Below are 24207 nucleotides of genomic sequence, written 5' to 3' on the forward strand. Positions count from 1 at the left end.
CTCTTCCCGGAAGTTTCGAAGATCGAACCGGGCGAAAATGCTTGGACCCCGGGTGCGCCGACGCGGGAGACTCCTTTTGCTCACCTTCAGTACGACTGCACAGGGTTGGGTATGGGATCACCTGAATCACGCGAAGGTTTGCCGAACAAAGGTTCGGTCCTCCTCGCGGTCCGCTTCTACGCACGGGAACTGGTCCGCCTCCGGTGGCTGACCGCTCCCGCCCTCCTCCTTCCGGCGCTCGGCAACATCGGCATCAACTACATCGCCCCGCTCGTCGTCGCCAAGCTCGTCGGCCGCATCGCCGGCGACGGCACCGGCGGAGGGCTCGACACGCTCCTTCCGTACGTCCTCGTCTTCGCAGGTGTCCTCCTGCTCGGAGAGGCCCTGTGGCGCGTCGGGCTGCACTGCCTCAACCGCCTCGACGCACGCGGCATCGAGAACCTGTACGTCATCGGCATGGACGAACTGTTCGCCAAGGACGCCGCGTTCTTCCACGACAACTTCGCCGGATCACTGACCAAACGGGTCCTGAGTTTCGCCTCCCGCTTCGAGGAATGCGTCGACACCCTGACCTTCTCGGTCATGGGCAGCTTCGTGCCGCTGATCTTCGCGTCGGTGGTGCTCTGGCAGTACGACCCGCTGCTCGTGGCCGGACTCCTGCTCCTCATCGCGGTCACGGGCATCGGCGTGGCACCGCTGATCCGGCGCCGCCAGGCGCTCGTCGCCCAGCGCGAACAGGCGATCGCCCGGGTCTCGGGCCACGTCGCCGACAGCCTGACGAACATGGACACGGTCCGGTCCTTTGGCGCCGAGCGGCGCGAGGCCGCCGAACACCGGTCTCGCGTCGCGGAGTCGCGGAAGCTCACCCTGCGCTCCTGGGACTACGGCAACCTGCGCATCGACACGCTCGTCGCGCCGATGTCCGTCCTGACGAACGTCCTGGGACTCGTCCTCGCCGTCGCCCTCGGCGGGGGAGAGCACGGCGTCGAGGCCGTCATCGTCGCCTTCACGTACTACGCCAACGCCACCCGGATCATGTTCGAGTTCAACCAGATCTACCGGCGCCTGGAGAGCTCGATGACGGAGGCCGCGCAGTTCACCGAACTTCTCCTCGAAGAGCCGACCGTCCTCGACCCGGAATCCCCGGAACCCCTCAGGCCCGAGGACGCCCAGGTGCGGTTCGAGAAGGTGACCTTCGCCCACGCGGGCGCGAAGCCGCTCTTCGAGGGCCTCGACCTGGACGTGCCCAGCGGCGCGAAGATCGGATTCGTGGGCCGGTCCGGCGGCGGCAAGACCACGCTCACCCGGCTGCTCCTGCGGATGACCGACATCGACGGCGGCCGGATCACGATCGGCGGCCAGGACATCAGCAGGCTCCGGCAGACCGAACTGCGCAGCATGATCGCGTACGTGCCGCAGGACCCCGCCATGTTCCACCGCACCCTCCGGGAGAACATCGCCTTCGCCCGGCCGGACGCCACCGACGCCGAGATCCGGCGCGCGGCCGAGGCGGCGCACGTCACCGAGTTCGCGGACGCGCTCCCCGATGGCTTCGACACCATGGTCGGCGAGCGCGGCGTGAAGCTGTCCGGCGGCCAGCGCCAGCGGGTCGCCCTCGCCCGGGCGATCCTGCGCGACGCGCCGATCCTCCTGCTCGACGAGGCGACCAGCGCCCTGGACTCCGAGAGCGAGGTCCTCGTCCAGGACGCCCTGTGGAGGCTCATGGACGGACGGACCGCGCTCGTGGTGGCCCACCGGCTGTCCACGGTGGCCACGATGGACCGGCTCGTCGTCCTCGACCGCGGACGGATCGTCGAGCAGGGCAGCCACCAGGAGCTGCTCACCGCCGAGGGGGCGTACGCGAGGCTGTGGCAGCACCAGTCCGGCGGCTTCCTCGACGACACCCCCGCGGGGGCCGGCGTGGGCTGACGCCGGCCCCCGCCGGGGGTTGTCCACAGGTTGCTCCGGGCGGGGCCGGGGTGTCGGTGCGGGCGGCTAGGCTTCAGAAATGGTCCTTTCCGACGCCTCTGCCCCTCCGGCCGCTCCTGACTCCACCGCCGAGATCTCCGACGCCGCTCGGGTGCTCCACCGCGTCTTCGGCTACAGCTCCTTCCGCGGGGAGCAGCAGGAGATCATCGAGCAGGTCGTCGGCGGCGGCGACGCGCTCGTCCTGATGCCGACGGGCGGCGGCAAGTCGCTCTGCTACCAGATCCCGGCCCTGGTCAGAGCGGGCACGGGCGTCGTGATCTCGCCCCTCATCGCCCTCATGCAGGACCAGGTGGACGCGCTCCGGGCGCTCGGCGTGCGGGCCGGCTTCCTGAACTCGACCCAGGACCCGTACGAGCGGCAGGCCGTCGAGCAGGCGTTCCTCGCCGACGAGCTGGACCTGCTCTACCTGGCCCCGGAGCGGCTCCGCACCGAGGGCACCCAGCGGCTGCTCGACCGGGGCACCGTGTCGCTCTTCGCGATCGACGAGGCACACTGCGTCGCCCAGTGGGGCCACGACTTCCGGCCCGACTACCTCGCCCTCTCCATGCTCCACGAGCGGTGGCCGAAGGTGCCGCGGATCGCGCTGACGGCGACGGCCACCGAGGCCACCCACGCCGAGATCGCGAAGCGGCTCGGACTGGAGGACGCCCGGCACTTCGTCGCCGGCTTCGACCGGCCGAACATCCAGTACCGCATCGTCCCGAAGAACAACCCGCTCAAGCAGCTCCTTGAGCTGATCAGGACCGAGCACGACGGGGACGCGGGCGTCGTCTACTGCCTGTCCCGGGCCTCGGTGGAGAAGACGGCGGCCGCCCTCGTGGAGCAGGGCATCGACGCCGTCCCGTACCACGCCGGCATGGACGCCCGGGTGCGCGCGGCCAACCAGGCCCGCTTCCTGCGGGAGGACGGGGTCGTCGTCGTGGCGACCATCGCCTTCGGCATGGGCATCGACAAGCCGGACGTACGGTTCGTGGCCCATCTCGACCTGCCGAAGTCGGTCGAGGGCTACTACCAGGAGACCGGCCGCGCCGGCCGTGACGGGGAGCCCGCCACGGCCTGGCTGGCGTACGGCCTCCAGGACGTCGTCCAGCAGCGCAAGATGATCGACGGCTCCGAGGGCGACGAGACGCACCGCCGTTCCCTGGCCCTGCACCTGGACGCGATGCTCGCCCTGTGCGAGACGGTCGACTGCCGCCGCGTGCGGCTCCTGGAGTACTTCGGCCAGTCCGGCAAGCCCTGCGGGAACTGCGACACCTGCCTGACGCCCGGCGAGTCCTGGGACGGGACCGTTGCCGCGCAGAAGCTGCTGTCCACGGTGTGGCGGCTGGCCAAGGAGCGGCGCCAGAAGTTCGGCGCCGGGCAGATCATCGACATCCTCCAGGGCAAGCGGACCGCGAAGGTCATCCAGTTCGACCACGACCAGCTGTCGGTGTTCGGGGTCGGCTCCGACCTGGGCACCGCCGAGTGGCGCGGGGTCGTCCGCCAGCTCCTCGCGCAGCGGCTGCTCGCGGTGGAGGGCGACTACGGGACGCTCGTGCTGACCGAGGACAGCGGCGAGGTCCTCGGCGGACGCCGCCAGGTCCCGATGCGCAAGGAGAAGGCGGCCGCCCCCGCCCGGAAGGAGTCCGCGGCCCGCTCCGGCAAGGGCGCCCGCGTGCCGGTCGACCTGCCCGCGGCCGCCGTGCCGGTCTTCGAGGCCCTCCGTGCCTGGCGGGCCGCGACGGCCCGCGAGCAGGGCGTGCCGGCGTACGTCGTCTTCCACGACGCGACGCTGCGCGAGATCGCGACCCGGATGCCCGGCACCGTCGAGGAGCTCGGCACCGTCGGCGGCGTCGGCGAGGCCAAGCTCACGAAGTACGCCGAGGGCGTTCTCGACGCCCTGGCCCAGGCCGGCGGCACCGGGACGGGCACGGCATCCGAGTCCGCGGCCGGAACCTCCGCGACCCCGGCTTCGGCGCCGCCTGCCACGTCCGCGCCCGCCACGTCCGCGCCCGCCACGTCGGTGCCTGGCGCCGCCGCTCCGCGGGCGATGCACGACGCCGGGCCGTTCTACGACGAGGAGCCGCCGTTCGATCTGGACGAGCTCGAACCGCCGTGGGACGAGGACGAGTAGCCCGGGGCGTCCCGCTGTGACGGAGGCCGTGACGGAGAGATCCGGCACGGCCTCCGTCCGTGTTTCCACGGGCTCAGGAGGCGGCTCCGACCTGCCGTGACGGCCGGGTATCCTGCTCTCCGTCCCAAGATCAAACCCTCCCGGGACCAGTCATGTGAGGAACCCTCAGTCGATGGCGAGTGACAGTCAGAGAATCCTGCGGACAGGCGCTGCCCTCGCCGTCACCGCCCTTGCTCTGACCGGGTGTTCGACCGGGCAGCCGGAAGGGATCGCTGCGCCGAAGCCCGCTGTCGCCGCCGCCCCGCGCTCCGCCGCCGACGCCTCGGCCTGGACGCTGCCCATGCAGGCGTACCACCCGACGACCGAGCAGGCCCGGACCCTCGGCCGCGCGGAGCAGAAGCTGGTCGGCCAGTGCCTCCAGGGCTTCGGGATAGCCTGGAAGCCGGCCCCGGAGCTGCCCGCGATCGGCCCGAAGAACATGCTCGACTGGCGGTACGGCATCCACGACGCCGGGATGTCCGCGAAGTTCGGCTACCAGGTGGACCCGGCCCAACAGGCCCGCTACGACAAGGCGTTGCACGAGGCCGACGCCCGGCCGCGGCTCTCGGTGGACGCCCAGGTGGTCCTCGGTGGCACCGACGTGCCCGCCGAACTCCTGCAGAGCGCCGGCCCCGAGGCCCGGCGCGGCTTCTACGGCGGGCGGAAGATCCCCGACGGCGGCTGCTTCGGCCAGGCCCGCCGGACCCTGGGTGCTTCGACCCAGGGCGCCTCCCCGCTGGTGCAGCGGCTCACGAACGAGTCGTACCCCGCGTCCATGGAAGACCCTCTGGTGAAAGCGGTGTTCGGACGCTGGTCGGCCTGTATGAAGGCCAAGGGCTTCACGTACCCGGCTCCGATGGCCGCCAACGACGACCCCCGCTTCCGTCCCGGCCCCGGGGGTGTCTCCCGCGCCGAGATCGACACGGCGCTCGCCGACATCGACTGCCGGGCCACGCACCGGGTCGGGGAGATCTGGCACGAGGCGGAGACCCGGATCCAGCGCGCCGCGATCGCGCGCAACGCGACGGCGCTCGCGGCGGACCGCCGCGCCCTCGACGCCGGCCTGCGCAAGGCGGCGGACGTCCTCGCCCACCCCTGAGCCGCAGACCGTCAGTCCTCGACTGTCTTTCTTCCGTTTCTGTTTCTGTTTCGACGATCCCTGGGGAGACCCCTGTGAAGACCTCGACCACCGTGCGGCGCGCCCGCCTGCGCACCGCCTTCGTCGCCACCGTGATGGGCGCCTCCGTCCTCTCCGGCACGGGCATGGCCCACGCGGAGGGCGACCCCACCGCCTGGATCTCCAGCGACGAGTACACCATCATGTCGAGCGAGAAGTGCGCGGGCTCGTCGGAGGAGTTCCGCTTCCGTCTCTACTACAGCCCCAACTACTCGGGCGCCTGGGTCAACATCGGCCACGACATCTACGACATGCTGGCCCTCAAGATGCCGTACACCCCGGCCGTGCCGCTCCGCTTCTGCCCCAACACCGGCTCGGGCAGCGGCCAGGCCGCCGGCAACAACGCGGCCTCCGCCTACAACTGGTACGACGGCTACTCCGCCAACGTGTACTACAGCGCCGGCTACAAGGGCGCCTACGACTACGTCGGCAGCCGGTCCGGCGTCTCCACGCTGGTGAACACCCGGAACGACAACCGCTCCATCAAGTTCAGCGTCTCCTGGTAGTCGCTCACTCGGGCTGCGGCGTGAGGCGCCGCAGCCCCCTGCGGTCGTAGTAGTGCGTCATGGCGAAACCGAACGCCAGGGCCAGCACCGTACCGACCGCGATCATGATCCAGCCGCGGGCGAGGCCCGCGTCGGCCCGGGCGTCGAAGTACAGGATGGACCGGACGCCCGAGCTGAGCTGGTGCATCGGCTCGAAGATCCCCAGGAAGCGGTAGAACGCGGGGGTCGCCTCCAGCGGGATGGTCGCCCCGGAGGAGGGGAGGGCCAGGGCGATGAAGATGAACATGGACACGAGCTGCCCGATGCCCCCGAAGGCGGCGTTGATGGCCTGGACGCCCAGGCCGACGGCGACCGTCGCGCAGTAGGAGAAGAGCCACAGCATCGGCAGGTGGTCGGCGTCCATGCCCAGGACCGTGATCGTGGCGATCATGACGAGCGTGGTGGTCAGGACCGCGATCCCGGCGGTCATCAGCATCTTCAGGACGAGCGTCTGGGTGCGGCTGATGGGGACGGTCGGCCGGCGGGTGTGCCAGGGGCCGAGCTCGCTGTCGGCGTAGCCGAGCGCGGTGTCGACGCCGGCGTTGACGAGGTTTCCGCCGATGAAGCCGCCCAGGACCAGCAGCAGCGTGTAGTAGAAGGCGGTCAGACCCAGGCCGCTGTGCCGGCCGATCGGATGGCCGACGCGGGTGGTGATCGCGACGGGGTCGGTCAGGAGCAGCCGCGTGGTCGGTACGTCGGTGGTGGCCGAGAGTTGTTTTCCGATGGCCAGCGAGGCCTGGTGGGCCGCGCTCTGGTTGATCTGGGACGCCAGTGACGAGCCCAGGCTGCCGAGACCGGGGTTGGTGAGGACGGTGAGGGTCGGGCGGACCGTGGCACGGTTCGTGGTCAGTGCCGCGACGGAGGCGGTGAAGTCCTTCGGGACGACCAGGGCGCCGAAGACCTTGCCGGAGGCCAGCGCGTCCTGCGCCGCCGCGCTGTCGAGCCGCCGCCAGTCGATGGTGGTCTTCGAGGATCCGACCGCGGCGACCGTGTCGGTGATCTGCTTCCCCAGGTTCTCCGACTGTCCCGGCAGCGGGCGGCCCTCGTCCTCGTCGACCAGGGCGATGGGCAGCCGGTCGAGGTGGTCGCTCGGACTGAGGATGCCTCCGATGTAGAGGAGCGAGAGCAGCAGCGACACCAGGGCGCACAGGACGGTCGGTACGAGCCACAGCTTGCCGTGTCGTACGAGCGCGGAGGCACGCACCTGGGGGCCGGGGCCCGGATCGGGACCGGGGCGGGGCTCGGGTTCCGGGGCGTTCGGGGGGATCGCGGAGGTCATGGGGCCATCGTCGGCGGCCCGGGCCGCGATCCGGGCATTTCGGTCGCCCATGCGGGTGGGTGTGTCGGGCGTCCGGGGCCCGGCCGAGCGGCAGCGGGTTGCCGGACGCCGGGGCCTGGCCGAGCGGCAGCGGGTTGCCGGACGCCGGGGCCGGGCCGGGCGCAGCGGGCGTCGGCCGCACCGCTGGTCCCGCTCCGATTGCGGAGGAGTGGGCGCCGGGTTTGAGTGGGGACGTCCCCTTTCGCGCCTTCAGGAGCTGCCATGTCGATGGCGTTCGGTTCACCCTTCGGTTCGTCGGATCCGTTCAGCGACCTGTTCGACCGCTTCTTCGGCATGTCGCCCGCGTCCTCGCCCCCGGCGGTGCAGCGCGTGCCCATCGGACGGCTGCTGACCGAGTCCGCCCACGAACTGCTGAACACGGCCGCCCGCAAGGCCGACGCGGACGGCAGCTCCGACCTCGACACGGAACACCTCCTGTGGGCGACGACCCAGGTCGAGCCGACCCGCCGGCTGCTCTCCCAGGGCGGCGTGGACCCGGACAGGCTCGCCGAGCAGCTCGCCGAGATCCTGCCCCGCGAGTCCGCCGAGCCGTCCGCCGAGCCCGGCCTCACCCCGGCCGCCAAACGGACCCTGGCGACCGCCCACGCCTACTCGCAGGCGGCGGGCGTCTCGTACATCGGCCCCGAGCACATCCTCAGCGCCCTCCTCGGCGACGCCGCCTCCGGCGCCTCCCGCTTCCTGCGGGCCGAGGACCTGGACGTGAAGAAGCTGCGCGGCCTCACCGACCAGGCGGCCCGCCCGGAGCAGGGCGGCGCCCCCGCCGCCGCGAAACAGCCGGCCACGACCCTCGACGAGTACGGCCGCGACCTGACGGAGGAGGCGAAGGCGGGCAAGCTCGACCCGGTCGTCGGGCGGGCCGAGGAGATCGAGCAGACCATCGAGATCCTCTCCCGCCGCTCCAAGAACAACCCGGTCCTCATCGGCGAGCCCGGCGTCGGCAAGACCGCCATCGTGGAGGGCCTGGCCCAGCGGATCGTGGCGGGCGAGGTCCCCGACACCCTGAAGGACAAGCGGGTCGTGTCGCTCGACCTGTCCGGGATGGTGGCGGGCGCGCAGTACCGGGGGCAGTTCGAGGAACGCCTCAAGAAGGTCATCGAGGACGTCCAGCAGGCCGAGGGGCAGATCATCCTCTTCATCGACGAGCTGCACACCGTCGTCGGCGCGGGCGCCGCCGGCGAGGGCGCGATGGACGCGGGCAACATGCTCAAGCCCGCCCTCGCCCGCGGCGAACTGCACGTCGTGGGCGCCACCACCATCGACGAGTACCGCAAGCACATCGAGAAGGACGCCGCGCTCGAACGCCGCTTCCAGCCCGTCCTCATCCCGGAGCCGACCGTCGAGGAGACCGTGCAGATCCTCGAAGGACTCCGCGACGCCTACGAGGCCCACCACCAGGTCCGCTTCGCCGACGGGGCCCTGGCGGCGGCCGCGGAGCTCTCCGACCGCTACATCAGCGACCGGTTCCTGCCCGACAAGGCCATCGACCTGATGGACCAGGCCGGCGCGCGCGTACGGCTGCGCAGCGGCGGCCGCTCCACCGAGGTCGTCAGCCGCGAGGACCGGCTCGCGAAGCTGCGCCGCGAGAAGGACCAGGCCGTCGCCGCCGAGGACTTCGAGAAGGCCAAGGAGGTCAAGGAGCAGATCGCCGAGGCCGAGGGCGAGCTCGCCGGGATCGAGGAGCGCCGCGAGGGCGTCGTCTCGGTCACGGCCTCCGACATCGCCGACATCGTCTCCCGCCGCACCGGCATCCCGGTCTCGCAGCTCACGGCCAGCGAGAAGGAGAAGCTGCTCAAGCTGGAGGAGGAGATGCACGCCCGGATCGTCGGCCAGGACGAGGCGGTCACCGCAGTCTCCGAGGCGGTGCGCCGCAACCGGGCGGGCATGGGCGACCCGAACCGCCCCGTCGGCTCCTTCCTCTTCCTGGGGCCCACGGGCGTCGGCAAGACCGAACTCGCCAAGACCCTCGCCGAGCTGCTCTTCGGCGCCGAGGACCGCATGATCCGCTTCGACATGAGCGAGTTCCAGGAGAAGCACACGGTGGCCCGGCTCGTCGGCGCGCCTCCCGGATACGTCGGCTACGAGGAGGCCGGCCAGCTCACCGAGAAGGTCCGGCGCCAGCCGTACAGCGTCGTGCTCTTCGACGAGATCGAGAAGGGGCATCCCGACGTCTTCAACACGCTGCTCCAGATCCTCGACGACGGGCGCCTCACGGACGGCCAGGGCCGCACGGTCGACTTCCGGCACTGCGTCGTCATCATGACGTCCAACATCGGCGCGCACCGCATCCTCGCCCACGAGGGCGACGCGGCCGAGCTGAAGGACGACCTGATGGAGGACCTGCGGGGGCGGTTCCTGCCCGAGTTCCTCAACCGCATCGACGACATCATCGTCTTCCACAGCCTCACCGAGGAGGACCTGTCGGAGATCGTCGACCACCTCCTCGACCGCAGCAAGCACCGCGTCCACGCGCAGGGCATGACCCTGGAGGTCACCGAGGCGGCGAAGAAGCTCCTCGTCGCCCACGGCTACCAGCCGGCGTTCGGCGCCCGGCCGCTGCGCCGCACGATCCAGACCGAGCTGGACAACCGGGTCGCGTCCCTGCTGCTCGGCGGCGAGGCCGATCCCGGCGACACGATCGTCGCGGACGTCATCGAGGACTCGCTGCACTGTACGGTCCGCAAGCACGAGGGCGCGCAGAGCGCCGCCGCGGCGGCCTGACGGCCGCCGCCCACGAGCAGGGAACGGGGCCGTCCCGAGCGGTCCCGTTCCCTCCTTCTCTCACCGCGGTACGGAGTCTCCCGGCAGGCGGTCCAGGGCGGCGGCGACATCGGTGCGACCCGCGACCTCCCGCAGCGCGCGGGCCATCACGGACTCCGGCTCCCGCACGACCGTCACCAGACCGACCGGCACCGACCGCGCCGGCTCGGTCATCGGCACCGCCCGCATGCCGTGCGGCACCCCGAAGACGTGCAGCCAGGCGTGCGGCACGATGCCCGCCCAGTGGCCGGTCCGCACATGCGCGAAGAGCGCCGCCACCGAGTCCGTCTCCACCCGTGGCGAGGGCCGCACCCCGGCCTCGGCGAACACCTCGTCGAGGACCTGGCGCCCCTGCATGGTGCCGTTCAGCAGGCACAGCGGCAGCCGCGAGGCCTCCGCCCAGGTCGCCGTCGTCCGGTGCGCCGGGGCGTCGGCGGCGCCCGTGAGGAGCACGTACCGCTCCTCGTACAGCGGCACCGCCCGGAAGTTCTCCGGGAGCTTCTTGTGCAGGTACGTCACCCCGGCGTCGATCTCGAAGTCCCGCAGCTGCCGCAGGACGTCCTCCGACCGCAGGTCCGTCGCCACCTCCACGGTCACCAGCGGATGCGCCAGACAGAACGGCTCGGTGAGCAGCGCGACCGCGCCCGACGCGGTCGGCACCGAACCGATCCGTATCCGGCCGCTCAGACCCGTGCGCAGGGCGCCGACCTCGCTCTTCAGGGCGTCACGGTCGGCCAGGAGCCGCTGCGCCCACACCACGACGCGCTCGCCCTCGGGGGTGAGGCCCTCGTACCGGCGGCCGCGCAGGACCAGCGGGACGCCGAGTTCGTCCTCCAGCTTCCGGATGGCCTCGGAGAGGGCGGGCTGGGAGACGTGGCAGGCCTGGGCGGCGCGGGCGAAATGACGCTCCCGCGAGAGGGACACCAGGTACTCGAGTTGACGGAACAGCACGTCACGGGTCTACCCGACCGGCTGCCGCGACGCCAGTCGCCACCGCCGTCACCCCGAGCCCACCGGTTCGGCCTCCAGGCGGTCGTCGCCGCAGTACACGTTCATCGACGTCCCGCGCAGGAAGCCGACCAGGGTGAGACCGCTCTCGGCGGCGAGGTCCACGGCCAGCGAGGAGGGCGCGGACACGGCCGCCAGCAGCGGGATCCCGGCCATCACCGCCTTCTGCACCAGCTCGAAGGAGGCCCGGCCGCTCACCATCAGCACCGTCCCGCGCAGCGGCAGGAGACCCGAGCGCAGGGCGTGCCCGACGACCTTGTCGACGGCGTTGTGCCGGCCGACGTCCTCCCGCAGGCACAGCAGCTCGCCGTCGGCCGAGAACAGCCCGGCCGCGTGCAGCCCGCCGGTGCTGTCGAAGACCTTCTGGGCCGCCCGCAGCCGGTCGGGCAGGGCCGACAGGACCGCGGGACCGACGCGCAGCGGGTCCTCGGCGACGGACCAGGCGGCCGTGGTCCGCACCGCGTCGAGGCTCGCCTTGCCGCACAGACCGCAGGAGGAGGTGGTGTAGAAGTTCCGCTCGAGGGAGGCGTCGGGGGCGGGCACGCCGGGGGCGAGGGCGACGTCCACCACGTTGTACGTGTTTCCTCCGTCGGAGGTGGCGCCCGCGCAGTACCGGATCCCGGCGACGTCCGAGGCGGAGTGCACCACGCCCTCGCTCACCAGGAAACCGGCGGCCAGGTCGAAGTCGTCGCCCGGGGTCCGCATCGTCACGGTCAGCGGGCGCCCGCCGACGCGGATCTCCATCGGCTCCTCGGCGGCCAGGGTGTCGGGGCGGTACGCCGACCCGCCGTCCCGGACGCGCAGCACGCGCCGCCGCCGGGTCACGCGTCCCATGAGCCGCTCCCCGCGGTGGTGGGTTCCAGGCGCACGAGGACTCCCTTGGACGTCGGGCAGTTGCTGATGTCGGCGACGCTGTCCAGCGGCACCAGGACGTTCGTCTCGGGGTAGTAGGCCGCCGCGGAGCCCCGGCTCGCGGGGTACGCGACCACCCGGAAGCCCTCGGCGCGCCGCTCCCGCCCGTCGTGCCAGACGCTCACCAGATCCACCAGCTCACGGTCGGCGAGACCGAGCGCTTCGAGGTCGGCCGGGTTGACGAGGACGACCCGGCGGGCGTCGTGGATGCCGCGGTAGCGGTCGTTCGGCGCGTACCAGACGGTGTTCCACTGGTCGTGCGAGCGCAGGGTCTGCAGCAGCAGGTGTCCCTCGGGGACGTGCGGCATGGTGAACGCGTTGCGGGTGAAGACGGCCTTGCCGCTCGGGGTGCGGAAGACGCCCTGGTTCACCGGGTTGGGCAGGTGGAAGCCGCCCGGCCGGGCCACGCGCGCGTTGAAGTCCTCGAAGCCGGGCACGACCCGGGAGATCCGGTCCCGGACGGTGGAGTAGTCGCGCTCGAACTCCTCCCAGGGGAGGGCGGGTTCGTCCCCGAGGGTCCTGCGGGCCAGCCGCGCGACGATCGCGACCTCGCTGAGCAGGTCGGGGGAGGCCGGCGGCAGCTTGCCCCGGGAGGCGTGGACGTCGCTCATGGAGTCCTCGACGGTCACGAACTGCTCGACGCCGTCCTGCACGTCACGGTCGCTGCGGCCGAGCGTCGGCAGGATCAGGGCGGTCTCGCCGCAGACCGTGTGGGAGCGGTTGAGCTTGGTGGAGACGTGCGCGGTGAGCCGGCAGCCCCGCATCGCCTCCTCGGTGACCGCGCTGTCGGGGGTGGCCCGGACGAAGTTCCCGGCGAAGCCCAGGAAGACCTTCGCGCGCTCCTCGCGCATGGCGCGGATGGCGTTCACCGCGTCGAGGCCGTGGTGGGCGGGCGGGGTGAAGCCGAACTCGCGCTCCAGGGCGTCGAGGAAGGCCTGCGGCATCCGCTCCCACACGCCCATCGTGCGGTCGCCCTGGACGTTGCTGTGGCCGCGCACCGGGCAGACGCCCGCGCCGGGCCTGCCGATGTTGCCGCGCGCCATCAGGAAGTTGACGATCTCGCGGATCGTGGGCACGCCGTGCTTGTGCTGGGTGACGCCCATCGCCCAGCAGACGATGATCCGCTCGCTCGCGAGGACCCGCTCGAAGAGCTCCTGGATCTCCCCGCGGTCGAGGCCGGTCGCCGCCAGGACGTCGTCCCAGGAGACCTTCCGGGCGTGCTCGGCGAAGTCGGCGAAGCCGGTGCTGTGCGTACGGATGAACTCGTGGTCGAGCACGGTGCCGGGCGCGGCGTCCTCGGCCTCCAGGAGCAGCCGGTTCAGGGCCTGGAAGAGGGCGAGGTCGCCGCCGGCCCGGATGTGCAGGAACTGGTCGGCGATCGGCGTCCCGCGGCCGATGATCCCCCGGGCCTTCTGCGGGTGCTTGAAGCGCATGAGCCCGGCCTCGGGCAGCGTGTTGACGGCCACGACCCGTCCGCCGTTCCGCTTGGTCTCCTCCAGGGCCGACAGCATCCGGGGGTGGTTGGTGCCCGGGTTCTGCCCGACGACGAACACCAGGTCCGCGTGGTGGATGTCGTCCAGGGAGACACTGCCCTTGCCGATGCCCAGCGTCTCCGACAGCGCGGAACCGCTGGACTCGTGGCACAGGTTGGAGCAGTCCGGCAGGTTGTTCGTGCCGTACGCGCGCGCGAAGAGCTGGAGGAGGAACGCGGCCTCGTTGTTCAGCCGCCCGGACACGTAGAAGAGGGCCTCGTCGGGGGAGTCGAGCGCCCGGAGTTCACCGGCGAGCAGACCGAACGCCTCGTCCCAGCCGATCGGCTCGTAATGCGTCGCACCGGGCCGCTTCACCATCGGCTCGGTGAGCCGTCCCTGCTGATTGAGCCAGTAGTCGGACTTGCCGTCGAGCTCCGCGATCGAGTGCGCGCGGAAGAAGTCCCGGGTGACGCGCCGCGAGGTCGCCTCGTCGTTGATGTGCTTGGCGCCGTTCTCGCAGTACTCGTTCCTGTGCCGTTTTCCCGGCGCGGGCTCAGGCCAGGCACAACCGGGGCAGTCGATGCCCTCGGGCTGGTTGATGCTGAGCAGCGTCAGCGCCGTGCGCCGCGGGGACGTCTGGCCCAGCGAGTACCCCAGCGCGTGCGTCACGGCGGGAAGCCCCGTCGCCCAGGTCTTCGGCGGGGTGACCTTCAGGTCGTCGACCGGGTCCTCGATGCCGCTCATGCTCTGGTCCGCCTCGTTTCCTCACGCCTATCGGATTCTCGCCGCAGAGCAGATTCGGCCCGTTCCGGAGCGAAGTCAAAGAGATGTTTTCGATGACCTGATAGGCGCGATCTATCGCCCGTCTTTTCGGAAATGCTTCTTTGACTTCCGAATGGAATTCGCGGAGGGTGATCGGGTCATGAATTCCCGTCGTCGGCGCCCGTCGGACGGACCGCGGCGCGGCGCCGCCCGTCTGGGGCGCGCGCTGTCCCCGAGGGGTGCGCTCGCCCTGCAGAAGGTGGACGGCGCCTTCTCCTTCGCCGTGCGGGCCGCGCTCGCCATGGCGCTGCCCGCGCTGCCCCTTGCGCTCGCCGGCCATGCCGACCAGGCCGTCTCCACGATGCTGGGCTCCTTCACCACCACGTTCGGCCGCAACCTGCCGTACGCCCGCCGTGCCCGGGTGCTCGCCGTCGTCGCCGTGGCGATGACGGCGTGCGTGGGCTGCGGCGCGGCGCTCGCCGCCTGGGCCCAGCCCCGGGAGGGGGGAGCGGGCGCCGCCGTGACGGTCGTGGCCACGGCCCTGGTGGCCGGTCTCGCCAAGTTCGCCTGCGACGCGGCCCGGCTCGGCGGGCTCGGCGCGGTGCTGCTGCTGTTCTCCTTCGCGGTGGCGGCCAACGGCGCCTCGGCCCCCGCCGACGTCCTGCCGCAGGCCGGTCTCGCCGCGTGCGGCGCGGCCGTCGCCTGGGTCCTCGCCCTGGCCGGCCGGCTCGTGCACCCGGACCGCCCGCAACGGCTCGCCGTCGCCGCCGCCCTGCGCGAACTCGCCGATCTGTGGGACGCGAGCGGCGCCGGACAGGGCGCCGGGCCGGGGCGCCACCGGACGACCGCCGCCGTCCTCCAGGCGTACCGCACGCTCGGCGTCCTGCCGCCGTCGGGCGCGGACCGGGCCGGCCGGGGCGACACCTGCGTCCGCCTCACCGACCTCTCCTGGGCGCTGCTCGTCGGCTCGGCCCGCCGGGAGCCCGACGACCCCACCGGCCTGGCCCGTACGCTGCGCCGCCAGGTCCGGCTGCTCCTCGGCCGCCGCCGGCGGCCCCCGCGCCTGCTGCCCGAGCTCGCGCTGCCCGTCCTGATCGCCCAGGCCGGCGTGCTCGCCCGCCCGGGGGCCACCGGGACGCACCCGGAGGCGCCGACCACCCTGCGCGCCGCCGAACTCCGGGCCGCGGCCCTGGTGTCGGGACCGGCCCACGGCCGCGCGGCCGTCCTCCTCGTGCCCGCCCTGCGGATGGTCCTCGGCACCGGCATCGCGGGCGGGACGGCCCTCCTCCTCGGTCTCGGGCACGGCTACTGGGCGGCGATCTCCGCCGCCGCCGTCCTCCACTCCGTCAACGTCCGCACGGCCGCCCAGCGGGCCGTCCAGCGCACCCTGGGCACGGTCGCGGGCCTCCTGCTCGCCCTCGGCGTCCTCGCGCTCGGCCCCGAGCCGGTGGCGCTCGTCCTCGTGATCGTGCTGTTCGAGTTCCTCCTGGAGTACGTCGTCGCCCGGAACTACGGTCTCGGCGTCGTCTTCCTCACCCCGCTGGCCCTGCTCCTGACCGACCTGGCCGCGCCCGCGCCCGCCGGGGCGCTCGTCCAGGACCGTGCGCTGAGCAGCCTGCTCGGCGTCGGCGTCGCGCTCGGCTGCGCGCTGATGGTGGTCCACGACCGGGCGGCGGTACGGGCGGAGCGCGCGCTCACCGCCTGCGCGGCGGCCTCGGAGCAGGCCGAACGGGCCCTGGAGGAGGGGGCCGTGGGGTCGTTCCCGCTCGTCCAGACGCGGCTGGCGGCGGCCGCGGTGGAGCTGCGGGAGGCGGACGACGCCGCGGCGGGCGAGCTGTGGCCGGCGGAGATCGACCCCACCGAGCTCGCCGCCGCGGAGCGGCGCGCCTACCTCCTCCTGGACCGGCTCGTCCGCCGGGGGTGACTCGTCGTCAGGAGGCGGTCTCGATCGTCACCTTGACGTGCTTCATGATCGGCTGGTCGCTCTGGGTGCTGTAGTCGCCCAGGGCGCACAGCACGTTCATCTCCGGCATGTACCCGGCGGCGCAGCCGCGCGGGATGTCGTACGGCACGGCGAGGTAGCCCTTCAGATGGCGCCGGCTGCCGTCCTTCGCGGTGCTCGTGATGTCGACGGGTCCCATGTCGGCGATGCCGCGCTCGCGCATGTCCGCCCGGTTCATGAAGACAAGGGTGCGGCAGTTCTTGATGCCCCGGTAGCGGTCGTTGTCGGAGTAGATGGTGGTGTTCCACTGGTCGTGGGAGCGCATGGTGCCGAGGGCCAGGGTGCCGGGGGCGGGCACCACGTCGGGCAGTTCGGCGCTGGAGAACTCGGCGCGCCCGGACGGGGTGAGGAAGACCAGTTCGCGGGCGGGCTGCTTGATGCGGAAGCCGAGCGGCAGCCGTACGCGCCGGTTGAAGTCCTCGAAGCCGTCGAGCGCCCGGGCCATGGTGTCCCGGATGCGGTCGTAGTCCTCGACGTACCACTCCCAGGGGGTGGCGCTGTCGGGCAGCGCGGCGCGCGCCATGCCGGCGACGATCGCCGGCTCGGAGAGCAGGTGCGGCGAGGCGGGCTTCTTCATGCCGATCGACAGGTGCACCATGCTCATCGAGTCCTCGACGGAGGTGCTCTGGACGCCCCTGCGCTGGTGGTCCTTCTCGGTCCGGCCGAGGCAGGGCAGGATGAGCGCCTGCCGGCCGTGTACGACGTGGCTGCGGTTCAGCTTGGTGCTGACCTGGACGGTGAGCTCGCAGGTGCGCAGCGCCGCGTAGGTGTACGGGGTGTCGGGGGCCGCGAGGGCGAAGTTGCCGCCCATGCCGACGAAGACGGTGATCTCGCCGTCGTGCATGGCCTTGATGCTCGCGACGGTGTCCTTGCCGTGCGCGCGGGGCGGTTCGATCGCGCAGACCTCGGCGAGCCGGTCGAGGAACTCCGCGCTGGGGCGGTGGTCGATGCCGCAGGTGCGGTTGCCCTGGACGTTGCTGTGGCCGCGTACGGGGGAGGGGCCCGCGCCCTCCCGGCCGAGGTTGCCGCGGAGCAGCAGCAGGTTGACGATCTCCCGTACGGTGTCGACGCCGTGCTCGTGCTGGGTGATGCCGAGACACCAGCTGATGATGGAGCGGTCGGCCTCCCCGTACACGCGGGCGGCCTTGAGGATGTCGGCGCGGCTCAGCCCGGACTGCCGTTCGAGCTCCGCCCAGGGCGTGGCCTCGACCAGGGCGCGGTACTCCTCGAAGCCGGAGGTGTGCCGCTCGATGAACTCCCGGTCCAGGGCCTTCGGGTCGGTCGCCGACTGCTCCAGGACCGCCTTGGCCATGCCCCGTACGAGCGCCATGTCGCCGCCGATGCGCGGCTGGAGGTTCAGGGTGCTGGTCTTCGTCGTCTTGAAGAGGGCCATGTCCGTGAAGTCGTGCGGGACGATGGTGCGGGTGGCGGCGGCCTCGACGAGCGGGTTGACGTGCACGATCTGGGCGCCGCGGTGGTGGGCCTCGGCGAGGGCGGTGAGCATCCGGGGCGCGTTCGACGCGGCGTTGACGCCGAAGATGAACAGCGCGTCCGCGGTCTCCCAGTCCTGCAGGTCGACGGTGCCCTTGCCGGTGCCCAGGGAGGCCTGGAGGGCGCGGCCGCTGGCCTCGTGGCACATGTTGGAGCAGTCGGGCAGGTTGTTCGTGCCCAGCTCGCGGGCCATCAACTGGTAGAGGAACGTGGCCTCGTTGCCGAGCCGGCCGGAGGTGTAGAACGCGGCCCGGTTCGGGTCGTCGAGGCCGCGCAGGGTCCGGCCGACGAGCGCGAAGGCGTCCTTCCAGCTGATCGGCACGTAGTGGTCCGACTCCGGGTCGTAGACCATCGGTTCGGTGAGTCGGCCCTCGTTCTCCAGGTCGTAGTCGCTCCATCCCGCCAGCTCGGTCAGCGAGTGGGCGGCGAAGAACTCGCGCCCGACCCGCTTGCGGGTCATCTCCCAGGTGACGTGCTTGATGCCGTTCTCGCAGATGTCCAGGTGGAGGCCCTTGGTGTCGTCGGGCCAGGCGCAGCCGGGACAGTCGAAGCCGGTGTTCTCGTGGTTCATCCGCATGATCGCGCGCGGTCCGTCGACGAGCGCGCCCTCGCGCACGAGGAAGTTCGTCACGCTCTTCGCGGCGCCCCAGCCCGCGGCCGGGTGGTGGTACGGGCGGAATTCCGGGTCGCCCTCGGGGGTCGGGCCCACCCGGGGTTCGCGTGCGTCCTCGGCGGTCGTCTCGTCCTGGTCGGTGCTCAAGGCGCTTCACCCTCTCGCCCTGCGGACGCATGGGCATGGTGGGACAAAAGGACCCCCTCGGGCAGGCTAAGCCCGGTGCCGGACGCGTGCCACTCGCCGTCGGACGGCCTGCGCCGGGCTGCGTCCCGGATCACGCGCACCTACGCTGACGCTGTCCCTGTGATCCATATGTGCCGATTTCTCCTGGGAGCACCATGGCCGTACCCCAGTCCGTCGTCGCACCGCCCTCGCGCGCGGCCGTCTTCCTGGTGGCCACCGTCAACCCGGGCGGCGAGACCGCGGTGCGGGAGGCGCTCCAGGACCTGACGGGACTGACCCGCTCGGTGGCGTTCCGCGCCCCCGACGCGCACCTCACCTGCGTCGCCGGCATCGGCTCCGAGGCATGGGACCGGCTCGTCGGCGGCCCCCGCCCCCACGAGCTGCACCCCTTCACGCCCCTGCAGGGCCCCCGGCACCGCGCCCCGGCCACCCCCGGCGACCTGCTCTTCCATCTGCGGGCCCGGCGCCTGGACCTCTGCTTCGAACTGGCCCGGCACATCGTGGCCGCCCTCGGCAGCGCGGTGACCGTTGTCGACGAGGTGCACGGCTTCGCGTACTTCGACGACCGCGACCTGCTCGGATTCGTCGACGGCAGCGAGAACCCCGAGGGCGTGACGGCCGCCGACGCGGTCCACATCGGCGACGAGGACCCGCACTTCCGCGGCGGCAGCTATGTCCTCGTGCAGAAGTACGTGCACGACATGGCGGCCTGGGACGCGCTCACCGTCGAGCAGCAGGAGCACGTCATCGGGCGCGGCAAGGGGTCGAACATCGAACTGTCCGACGACGCCAAGCCCGCGGACTCGCACGTCACCCTGAACACGATCACCGACGAGAACGGTGTCCAGCAGCAGATCTTCCGCGCGAACATGCCCTTCGGGCGGATCGGCACCGCCGAGTTCGGCACCTACTTCATCGGCTACGCACGGACCCCCGCCGTCACCGAACGCATGCTCCGCAACATGTTCCTCGGCGATCCCCCCGGCACCACGGACCGCATCCTCGACTTCTCCCGGGCCGTGACCGGCGGCCTCTTCTTCGTGCCGAGCGCCGACCTCCTCGACGACCTCCCCGCCCCGCCGGCCGCCGCGGCCCCCGGGGAGACCCTGGGCATCGGCAGCCTGAAAGGAGCCCTCGCCCCATGACCGCCCCCGAGTCCACCAGCAACCTCCACCGCGAACTCGCCCCGATCACCGCCGCCGCGTGGGCCGAGATCGAGGAGGAGGCCCGCCGCACCTTCCGCCGCAACGTCGCGGGCCGCCGCGTCGTCGACGTCCCCGACCCGGCCGGCCCCGAGCTCTCCGCCGTCGGCACCGGCCACCTCTCCGGCCTGACGTCGCCCGCGCCCGGCGTCACCGCGCGGCTGCGCGAGGCGCGGCCCCTCGTCGAACTCAGGGTGCCCTTCACCGTCGACCGGACCGCCGTCGACGACGTCGAGCGCGGCTCGAAGGACTCCGACTGGCAGCCCGTCAAGGACGCGGCCCGCGCCCTGGCGCTCATCGAGGACCGCATGGTCTTCGAGGGGTACGAGGCCGCCGGCGTCGAAGGGCTGCGCGGCCGCAGCTCCAACCCGGTCCTGCGGCTGCCGACCGAACCCCGCGACTATCCGGACGCGGTCAGCCGGGCCCTCACCGCCCTGCGGCTCGCCGGAGTCGACGGACCGTACGCCCTGCTGCTCGGCGCCGAGCAGTACCGGGCCGTCAGCGAGACCTCCGACCACGGCTACCCGATCGCGGCCCACCTCGCCCGGATGCTCGACGGCTCCCCGATCTGGGCGCCCGCCCTCGACGGCGGCTTCGTCCTCTCCACCCGGGGCGGCGACTTCGAACTGCGCCTCGGCCAGGACGTGGCGATCGGCTACACCTCGCACGACGCGGACAGCGTCGAGCTGTACCTCCAGGAGACCCTGACGTTCCTGGCCTACACGGACGAGGCCGTCGTCGTCCTGGAGGCCTGAGCCGTGCTCCGGTGGCTGTCCGGCGCCGTGCCCCGGCTGGCCGCGTCGGCGCTCGTCGGCGCGGCGACCGGCGCCGGCGTCGCCGCCGTGACCGACACGCCGCTGGGTGTCCTCGCCGGCATCGCCACGGCCGAGACCCTCTTCGTCCTCAGCGGCTGGATCGCCCTGTGGCCCATGGATGCCGCCACGACCCATCGGAACGTCCGGCGGGAGGAGTTCCGGCCCCTGGTCGAGGAGCTCCTCGTCGTGGCGGCCTCCCTGTGCGGGCTCGTCGCCATCGTCGTGCTCCTCCTGGTCGGCCACACCGACCTCAGCCACGCGGCGGCCGCGACGGCGCTCTGCGGCGTCTTCATGGCGTGGGCGGCGCTGCACCTCACGTACGCCACCCGGTACGCGTACCTCTACTACGCGTTGAAGCCCGGCGGCGGGATCGACTTCAACTCCCAGGCCCCGCCGAAGTACAGCGACTTCCTCTACTTCAGCTTCAACCTCGGCATGACCTACCAGGTCTCCGACACGAACGTCTCCAGCCCCGTCGTCCGCTCGGTCGTCCTGCGGCACTGCCTGCTCTCGTACGTCTTCGGGGCGAGCATCCTGGCCACCACCATCAACCTGGTCTCCGGGATCGTCACAGGCGGCTGACCCGTCAGCTCCGCCACCACGGTTCGCGCACGTAGCGGCTCTCCTCGGCGGTGCAGCCGAGGCCGTTGGAGATCTGCTCGGAGTCCAGGTTCCAGCCGACCACGCCGTCGCCCTTGCGGCTCAGCTCGATCAGCCGGTCGTTCTCGGTCCGCTTGCCGTCCGTGACCTCGCACGCGACGATCCCCGTCCATGCCTGCCCGTCGACCGCCGACACGAACGCCAGGAACGGCAGCACGAGCACCGTCAGCGACAGCGCCACCCACTGCTCCACCGCGGCGGCCCTCCGCAGCCAGGACGGCGGCCGGTAGTCGGGCTCACCGGGTGCCCCCCGGTCCTGCTCGTGCCGGTGGTGCGGCCGGCGCCGTCCCGTGCGGTACTCCACGACCACGCCCTGCCGCAGCACGAAGGCGGCGAGCCCGGTGGCGAGGCCCCACCACGGCCCGAAGAAGCAGGCGTCGATGACGCCCACGGCGACCGGGTTGACGAGCGTGAGCGCCGCCCGCCGGACGGCCCGCGCCGGCCCGCCCCCGAGGGGGACCGCGCCGCGCGCGGCGAACACGGCGAAGACCACCCGGGAGACGACGACGCCGAGCACCGACCCGAGGAGCGGGTCCGTGATCACCATGCCGATCAGGATGTCCGGCCAGTTCGCCGGCTCCATGCCGACGAGGACGTCGCGGACGGCGTCGCCGCCGCCGACCGTGTAGGCCAGCTTCGTGACCGGCACCGCGACGGCCAGCGCGACCAGGACGGTGTGCCCGGGGCCGCCCTTCCGGTCGGCCTCCCGGATCTGGGCCAGAGCGGGGGAGGCGGTCTCCGGCACGCCGTCAGCCGAGGGAGACCACGACCGCGGTTGTCCGGCCCTCGGGTGTGTCGTACGTGACGGTGTCGCCGGCCCGGTGGCCGAGCAGGGCCTTGCCGAGCGGGCTGTCGGCGGTGACCAGGGTGGCGTCCAGGGCGTTCGCGAGCTCGCCGATCTGGACGGTCGACTCGCTGCCGTCCGCGAACCGCACGGTCACGCTGCTGCCCACCCCGACCGCGTCGGTGGACGGCGCCCCCGCGACCGATCCTTCCTTCAGCCGCCCCTCGATCTCGTCGATGCGGGTGGCGAGCCGGTCCAGCTCGTCGGCGCGCTGCAACTCGTCGGCCTGGTCGGCCCGGTCGCCGACCTCGTCGCCACCGCCGCCCCGCAGCGTGACCGCGACGGCCTCGCGTTCGGTGCGCAGATCGGCGAGCTCGCGTTCCAGCGCCTCACGGGCGACGGCGCTGAGGGGCTCGGGTCCACCGGTCATTGCTGCTCCCGATTCTGCGGCGGCACGGACGCGTGCCGGGGGATCATTCAGGACAATCCGGAGATTAACAGGCAGGTGGGGGAACGTCTGTTAGGTTGCGGTTCTTTGCCACCCGGGATTCGTCCCAGGGCTTCACCCCGGGGTTCTCCGCCCCAGGTCAGAGAGGGAGATGCGCACGATGGCCGTCATCCACCACACCACGATGCAGCCCACCAAGATGGAACTGCTCACCGAGTGGCTGCCCGGCCGCGCCTGGTACACCGGCGGAGCCGACGCGCCGAGCCCGGCCAAGGCGGGCGGCTTCCGGCTCGACGACCCCGCGGGCGAGGTCGGCATCGAGTTCATGGCGGTCGCCGACGGCTCCGGGCCGGACGCGGTCACCTACCTGGTCCCCATGACCTACCGGGGCGCGCCCCTGGAAAGCGCGGAGCACGCCCTCATCGGCACCTCCGAGCACGGCGTCCTCGGCACGCGCTGGATCTACGACGGCACCCACGACCCGGTGCTCGTCGCCGAGTTGTACGCCCTGCTCACCGGCCGCGCCGAGGCCCAGGCCCAGTCCGTCGACAACACGACCGACCCGACCGTCGCCGCCTCCCTCGACGCCGCCGGGACCGGCGCGGAGTTCGTCCGGGTCACGGAGGGCCCCGACCACACCGACGTGGAGGTGCGGGAGACCGGCGCGGCCGCACCGCTGACGCTCCGGATCCGGCGCGTCCTGCGGGCCGGTGCGGACGGCGGACCGGGCCGCGGCCGCGTCACGGCCGAGTGGCGCCTCCCCGACGGGACCACCGCCCGCGGCGCGTACGCCGTGGCCCTCGCCGAGTAGGGATCGCTCAGACCCAGTTGACCTCCGCCTTCGCGAGCAGCGGGTCGTCCACCAGCTCCCACAGCGGGACGGCGAAGTTTCCCGTGCGGTAGCGGCCGCCGAAGTGCAGCCCGAGGACCCGGTGGTCGGCGAGGTCGAACACCGGGGAGCCGCTGTTGCCGCCGAGCGTCGAGCAGTCGTGCTTCATCACCAGACCGCCCGGAGTGAACTCGGTCGCCGTGCCCGGCTGGAGGCGCTTCACGTTGTAGACGTCCATGAAGATCCGGCGCATCGACTCGGGCTCGTTGCGCCGGCCGTCCCAGGCCGGGTAGCCGATCACGTACACCGGGCGGCCCAGCAGGTCCGCCGGCCCGTCCGCCGCCACGGCGAGCGGCGTCGGCAGACCGTCCTCCGTCGAGGGCTCGACGCGGAGCAGCGCCATGTCGACGTCCGGGTGGATGCCGATGACGTCGGTGATCTCGTACGGCACCGAGGGCCCGGGCGGCTCGCCCTCGACGGGCAGCTCCTCCGCCGGGTCGACCCGCGCCGACATCCCGAACTCCAGGGACCAGCGCTCGCCCTCGAACCGGCTGAACTCCGCCGCCACATGGCGGTTCGTCATCACCGTGCGGGGACCCACCAGGAACGCCGTGCCGATCCAGTCCAGACTGGGATGCCCGGTGACCTCGACCCGGCCCACCCTCAGGATCGAGTCCCGGATCGCGGGCCGCTGCGGCTCAAGGACCGACCACTCGTCCCGCTGCGGGGCGAAGTCCTGGCGCTGGACCAGGATCGCCGGCCGGCCCTCCAGGAGGACGATCGCCTCCACGCCGAAGGTCTCGTCCCCGTCGAGCTCGTCCTCCCGGTGCGCGGCCAGTTTCTCCAGGCCGGTGACCCCGGCCTCCAGGACGCGGGCCCGCTCCTCGCGGGCGAAGCGGGAGATCTCGGCCGCCGGTGCCACGTCGGCGGGGAGTTCGAGCGCGGACTCGGCGATCTCCGCCTCCAGTTCCGCGCGCACCCGCGCGGCGACCTCCCGCAGATCGTCGAAGATCCGCTCGGTGCCGGTCGCCACCGGCGACACGCTCCGTGCTCCGTTCGGCATG

At 72.3% G+C, this 24207-nt stretch carries 18 protein-coding genes; 10 read left to right on the forward strand and 8 right to left on the reverse strand.

The genetic code is table 11. The annotated features are described in order from the left end of the window. Positions 1-111 precede the first annotated feature (111 nt). The 4 genes from ACWGN5_RS32970 (at position 112) to ACWGN5_RS32985 (ending at position 5824) form a co-directional block, all read left to right on the forward strand. A complete protein-coding gene (locus tag ACWGN5_RS32970) occupies positions 112-1929 on the forward strand; it encodes an ABC transporter ATP-binding protein (RefSeq protein WP_453522091.1) in 1818 nt (605 codons plus the stop codon). Positions 1930-2008: 79 nt separating this feature from the next. After that, positions 2009-4102 carry a DNA helicase RecQ gene (gene recQ / locus ACWGN5_RS32975; protein WP_453522092.1) on the forward strand — a complete coding sequence of 698 codons (2094 nt, stop codon included), beginning with the start codon at positions 2009-2011 and terminating at the stop codon, positions 4100-4102. A gap of 172 nt (positions 4103-4274) precedes the next feature. Next, the gene (locus tag ACWGN5_RS32980; protein WP_453522093.1) at positions 4275-5240 is read left to right on the forward strand and encodes a hypothetical protein; all 966 of its coding nucleotides are present in this window, start codon (positions 4275-4277) and stop codon (positions 5238-5240) included. 74 nt (positions 5241-5314) lie between these two features. Then, complete coding sequence (locus ACWGN5_RS32985; protein ID WP_453522094.1) at positions 5315-5824, forward strand: hypothetical protein; 510 nt, start codon at positions 5315-5317, stop codon at positions 5822-5824. 4 nt (positions 5825-5828) lie between these two features. Here ACWGN5_RS32985 and ACWGN5_RS32990 read toward each other — a convergent pair whose 3' ends face one another. Continuing rightward, on the reverse strand, positions 5829-7142 hold the full coding sequence (locus tag ACWGN5_RS32990) for a YhgE/Pip domain-containing protein (protein ID WP_453522095.1): 1314 nt from the start codon (positions 7140-7142) through the stop codon (positions 5829-5831). A gap of 261 nt (positions 7143-7403) precedes the next feature. Here ACWGN5_RS32990 and ACWGN5_RS32995 point away from each other — a divergent pair, with 261 nt between their 5' ends. Next, positions 7404-9920, forward strand: a complete 2517-nt coding sequence (locus ACWGN5_RS32995; protein ID WP_453522096.1) for an ATP-dependent Clp protease ATP-binding subunit — start codon at positions 7404-7406, stop codon at positions 9918-9920. A gap of 60 nt (positions 9921-9980) precedes the next feature. Here ACWGN5_RS32995 and ACWGN5_RS33000 read toward each other — a convergent pair whose 3' ends face one another. The 3 genes from ACWGN5_RS33000 to ACWGN5_RS33010 are packed head-to-tail and all read right to left on the reverse strand — an operon-like array spanning position 9981 to position 14095. Beyond that, entirely contained in the window at positions 9981-10910 is a 930-nt protein-coding gene (locus ACWGN5_RS33000; RefSeq protein ID WP_453522097.1) for a LysR family transcriptional regulator, read from the reverse strand. A 48-nt stretch (positions 10911-10958) separates the two neighbouring features. Next, positions 10959-11801 (reverse strand): formate dehydrogenase accessory sulfurtransferase FdhD, encoded by an 843-nt coding sequence (gene fdhD / locus ACWGN5_RS33005; RefSeq protein WP_453522098.1) that lies wholly within the window; start codon positions 11799-11801, stop codon positions 10959-10961. Further along, positions 11789-14095 carry an FdhF/YdeP family oxidoreductase gene (locus ACWGN5_RS33010; RefSeq protein WP_453522099.1) on the reverse strand — a complete coding sequence of 769 codons (2307 nt, stop codon included), beginning with the start codon at positions 14093-14095 and terminating at the stop codon, positions 11789-11791. Before ACWGN5_RS33010 ends, fdhD begins: the two co-directional genes overlap by 13 nt. A gap of 178 nt (positions 14096-14273) precedes the next feature. Between ACWGN5_RS33010 and ACWGN5_RS33015 the strand changes: the two genes are divergently transcribed. Then, the gene (locus ACWGN5_RS33015; protein ID WP_453522100.1) at positions 14274-16037 is read left to right on the forward strand and encodes an FUSC family protein; all 1764 of its coding nucleotides are present in this window, start codon (positions 14274-14276) and stop codon (positions 16035-16037) included. A gap of 7 nt (positions 16038-16044) precedes the next feature. Here the strand turns inward: ACWGN5_RS33015 and ACWGN5_RS33020 are convergent, their stop codons facing one another. Further along, positions 16045-18366, reverse strand: coding sequence for an FdhF/YdeP family oxidoreductase (locus tag ACWGN5_RS33020; protein WP_453522101.1), 2322 nt, complete (start codon positions 18364-18366; stop codon positions 16045-16047). A 194-nt stretch (positions 18367-18560) separates the two neighbouring features. Here ACWGN5_RS33020 and ACWGN5_RS33025 point away from each other — a divergent pair, with 194 nt between their 5' ends. Genes ACWGN5_RS33025 through ACWGN5_RS33035 form a run of 3 tightly spaced genes read left to right on the forward strand, consistent with a single transcriptional unit; the run spans position 18561 to position 21004 of the window. Further along, entirely contained in the window at positions 18561-19550 is a 990-nt protein-coding gene (locus tag ACWGN5_RS33025) for a Dyp-type peroxidase (RefSeq protein ID WP_453522102.1), read from the forward strand. Further along, a complete protein-coding gene (locus ACWGN5_RS33030; RefSeq protein ID WP_453522103.1) occupies positions 19547-20362 on the forward strand; it encodes a family 1 encapsulin nanocompartment shell protein in 816 nt (271 codons plus the stop codon). The genes ACWGN5_RS33025 and ACWGN5_RS33030 overlap by 4 nt, the downstream gene beginning before the upstream one ends. A gap of 3 nt (positions 20363-20365) precedes the next feature. Next, a complete protein-coding gene (locus ACWGN5_RS33035; protein WP_453522104.1) occupies positions 20366-21004 on the forward strand; it encodes a DUF1345 domain-containing protein in 639 nt (212 codons plus the stop codon). 4 nt (positions 21005-21008) lie between these two features. Here the strand turns inward: ACWGN5_RS33035 and ACWGN5_RS33040 are convergent, their stop codons facing one another. Both ACWGN5_RS33040 and ACWGN5_RS33045 read right to left on the reverse strand, forming a co-directional pair. Beyond that, complete coding sequence (locus ACWGN5_RS33040; RefSeq protein WP_453522105.1) at positions 21009-21827, reverse strand: hypothetical protein; 819 nt, start codon at positions 21825-21827, stop codon at positions 21009-21011. A gap of 4 nt (positions 21828-21831) precedes the next feature. Next, a complete protein-coding gene (locus ACWGN5_RS33045) occupies positions 21832-22296 on the reverse strand; it encodes a GreA/GreB family elongation factor (protein ID WP_453522106.1) in 465 nt (154 codons plus the stop codon). A 178-nt stretch (positions 22297-22474) separates the two neighbouring features. Between ACWGN5_RS33045 and ACWGN5_RS33050 the strand changes: the two genes are divergently transcribed. Next, positions 22475-23125 carry a maltokinase N-terminal cap-like domain-containing protein gene (locus ACWGN5_RS33050; RefSeq protein ID WP_453522107.1) on the forward strand — a complete coding sequence of 217 codons (651 nt, stop codon included), beginning with the start codon at positions 22475-22477 and terminating at the stop codon, positions 23123-23125. Positions 23126-23132: 7 nt separating this feature from the next. On the opposite strand, the gene ACWGN5_RS33055 is transcribed toward ACWGN5_RS33050, so the two are convergent. Continuing rightward, a complete protein-coding gene (locus ACWGN5_RS33055; protein WP_453522108.1) occupies positions 23133-24206 on the reverse strand; it encodes a trypsin-like serine peptidase in 1074 nt (357 codons plus the stop codon). Position 24207: the final 1 nt, after the last annotated feature.

This window comes from Streptomyces sp. NPDC055815, assembly GCF_053616475.1.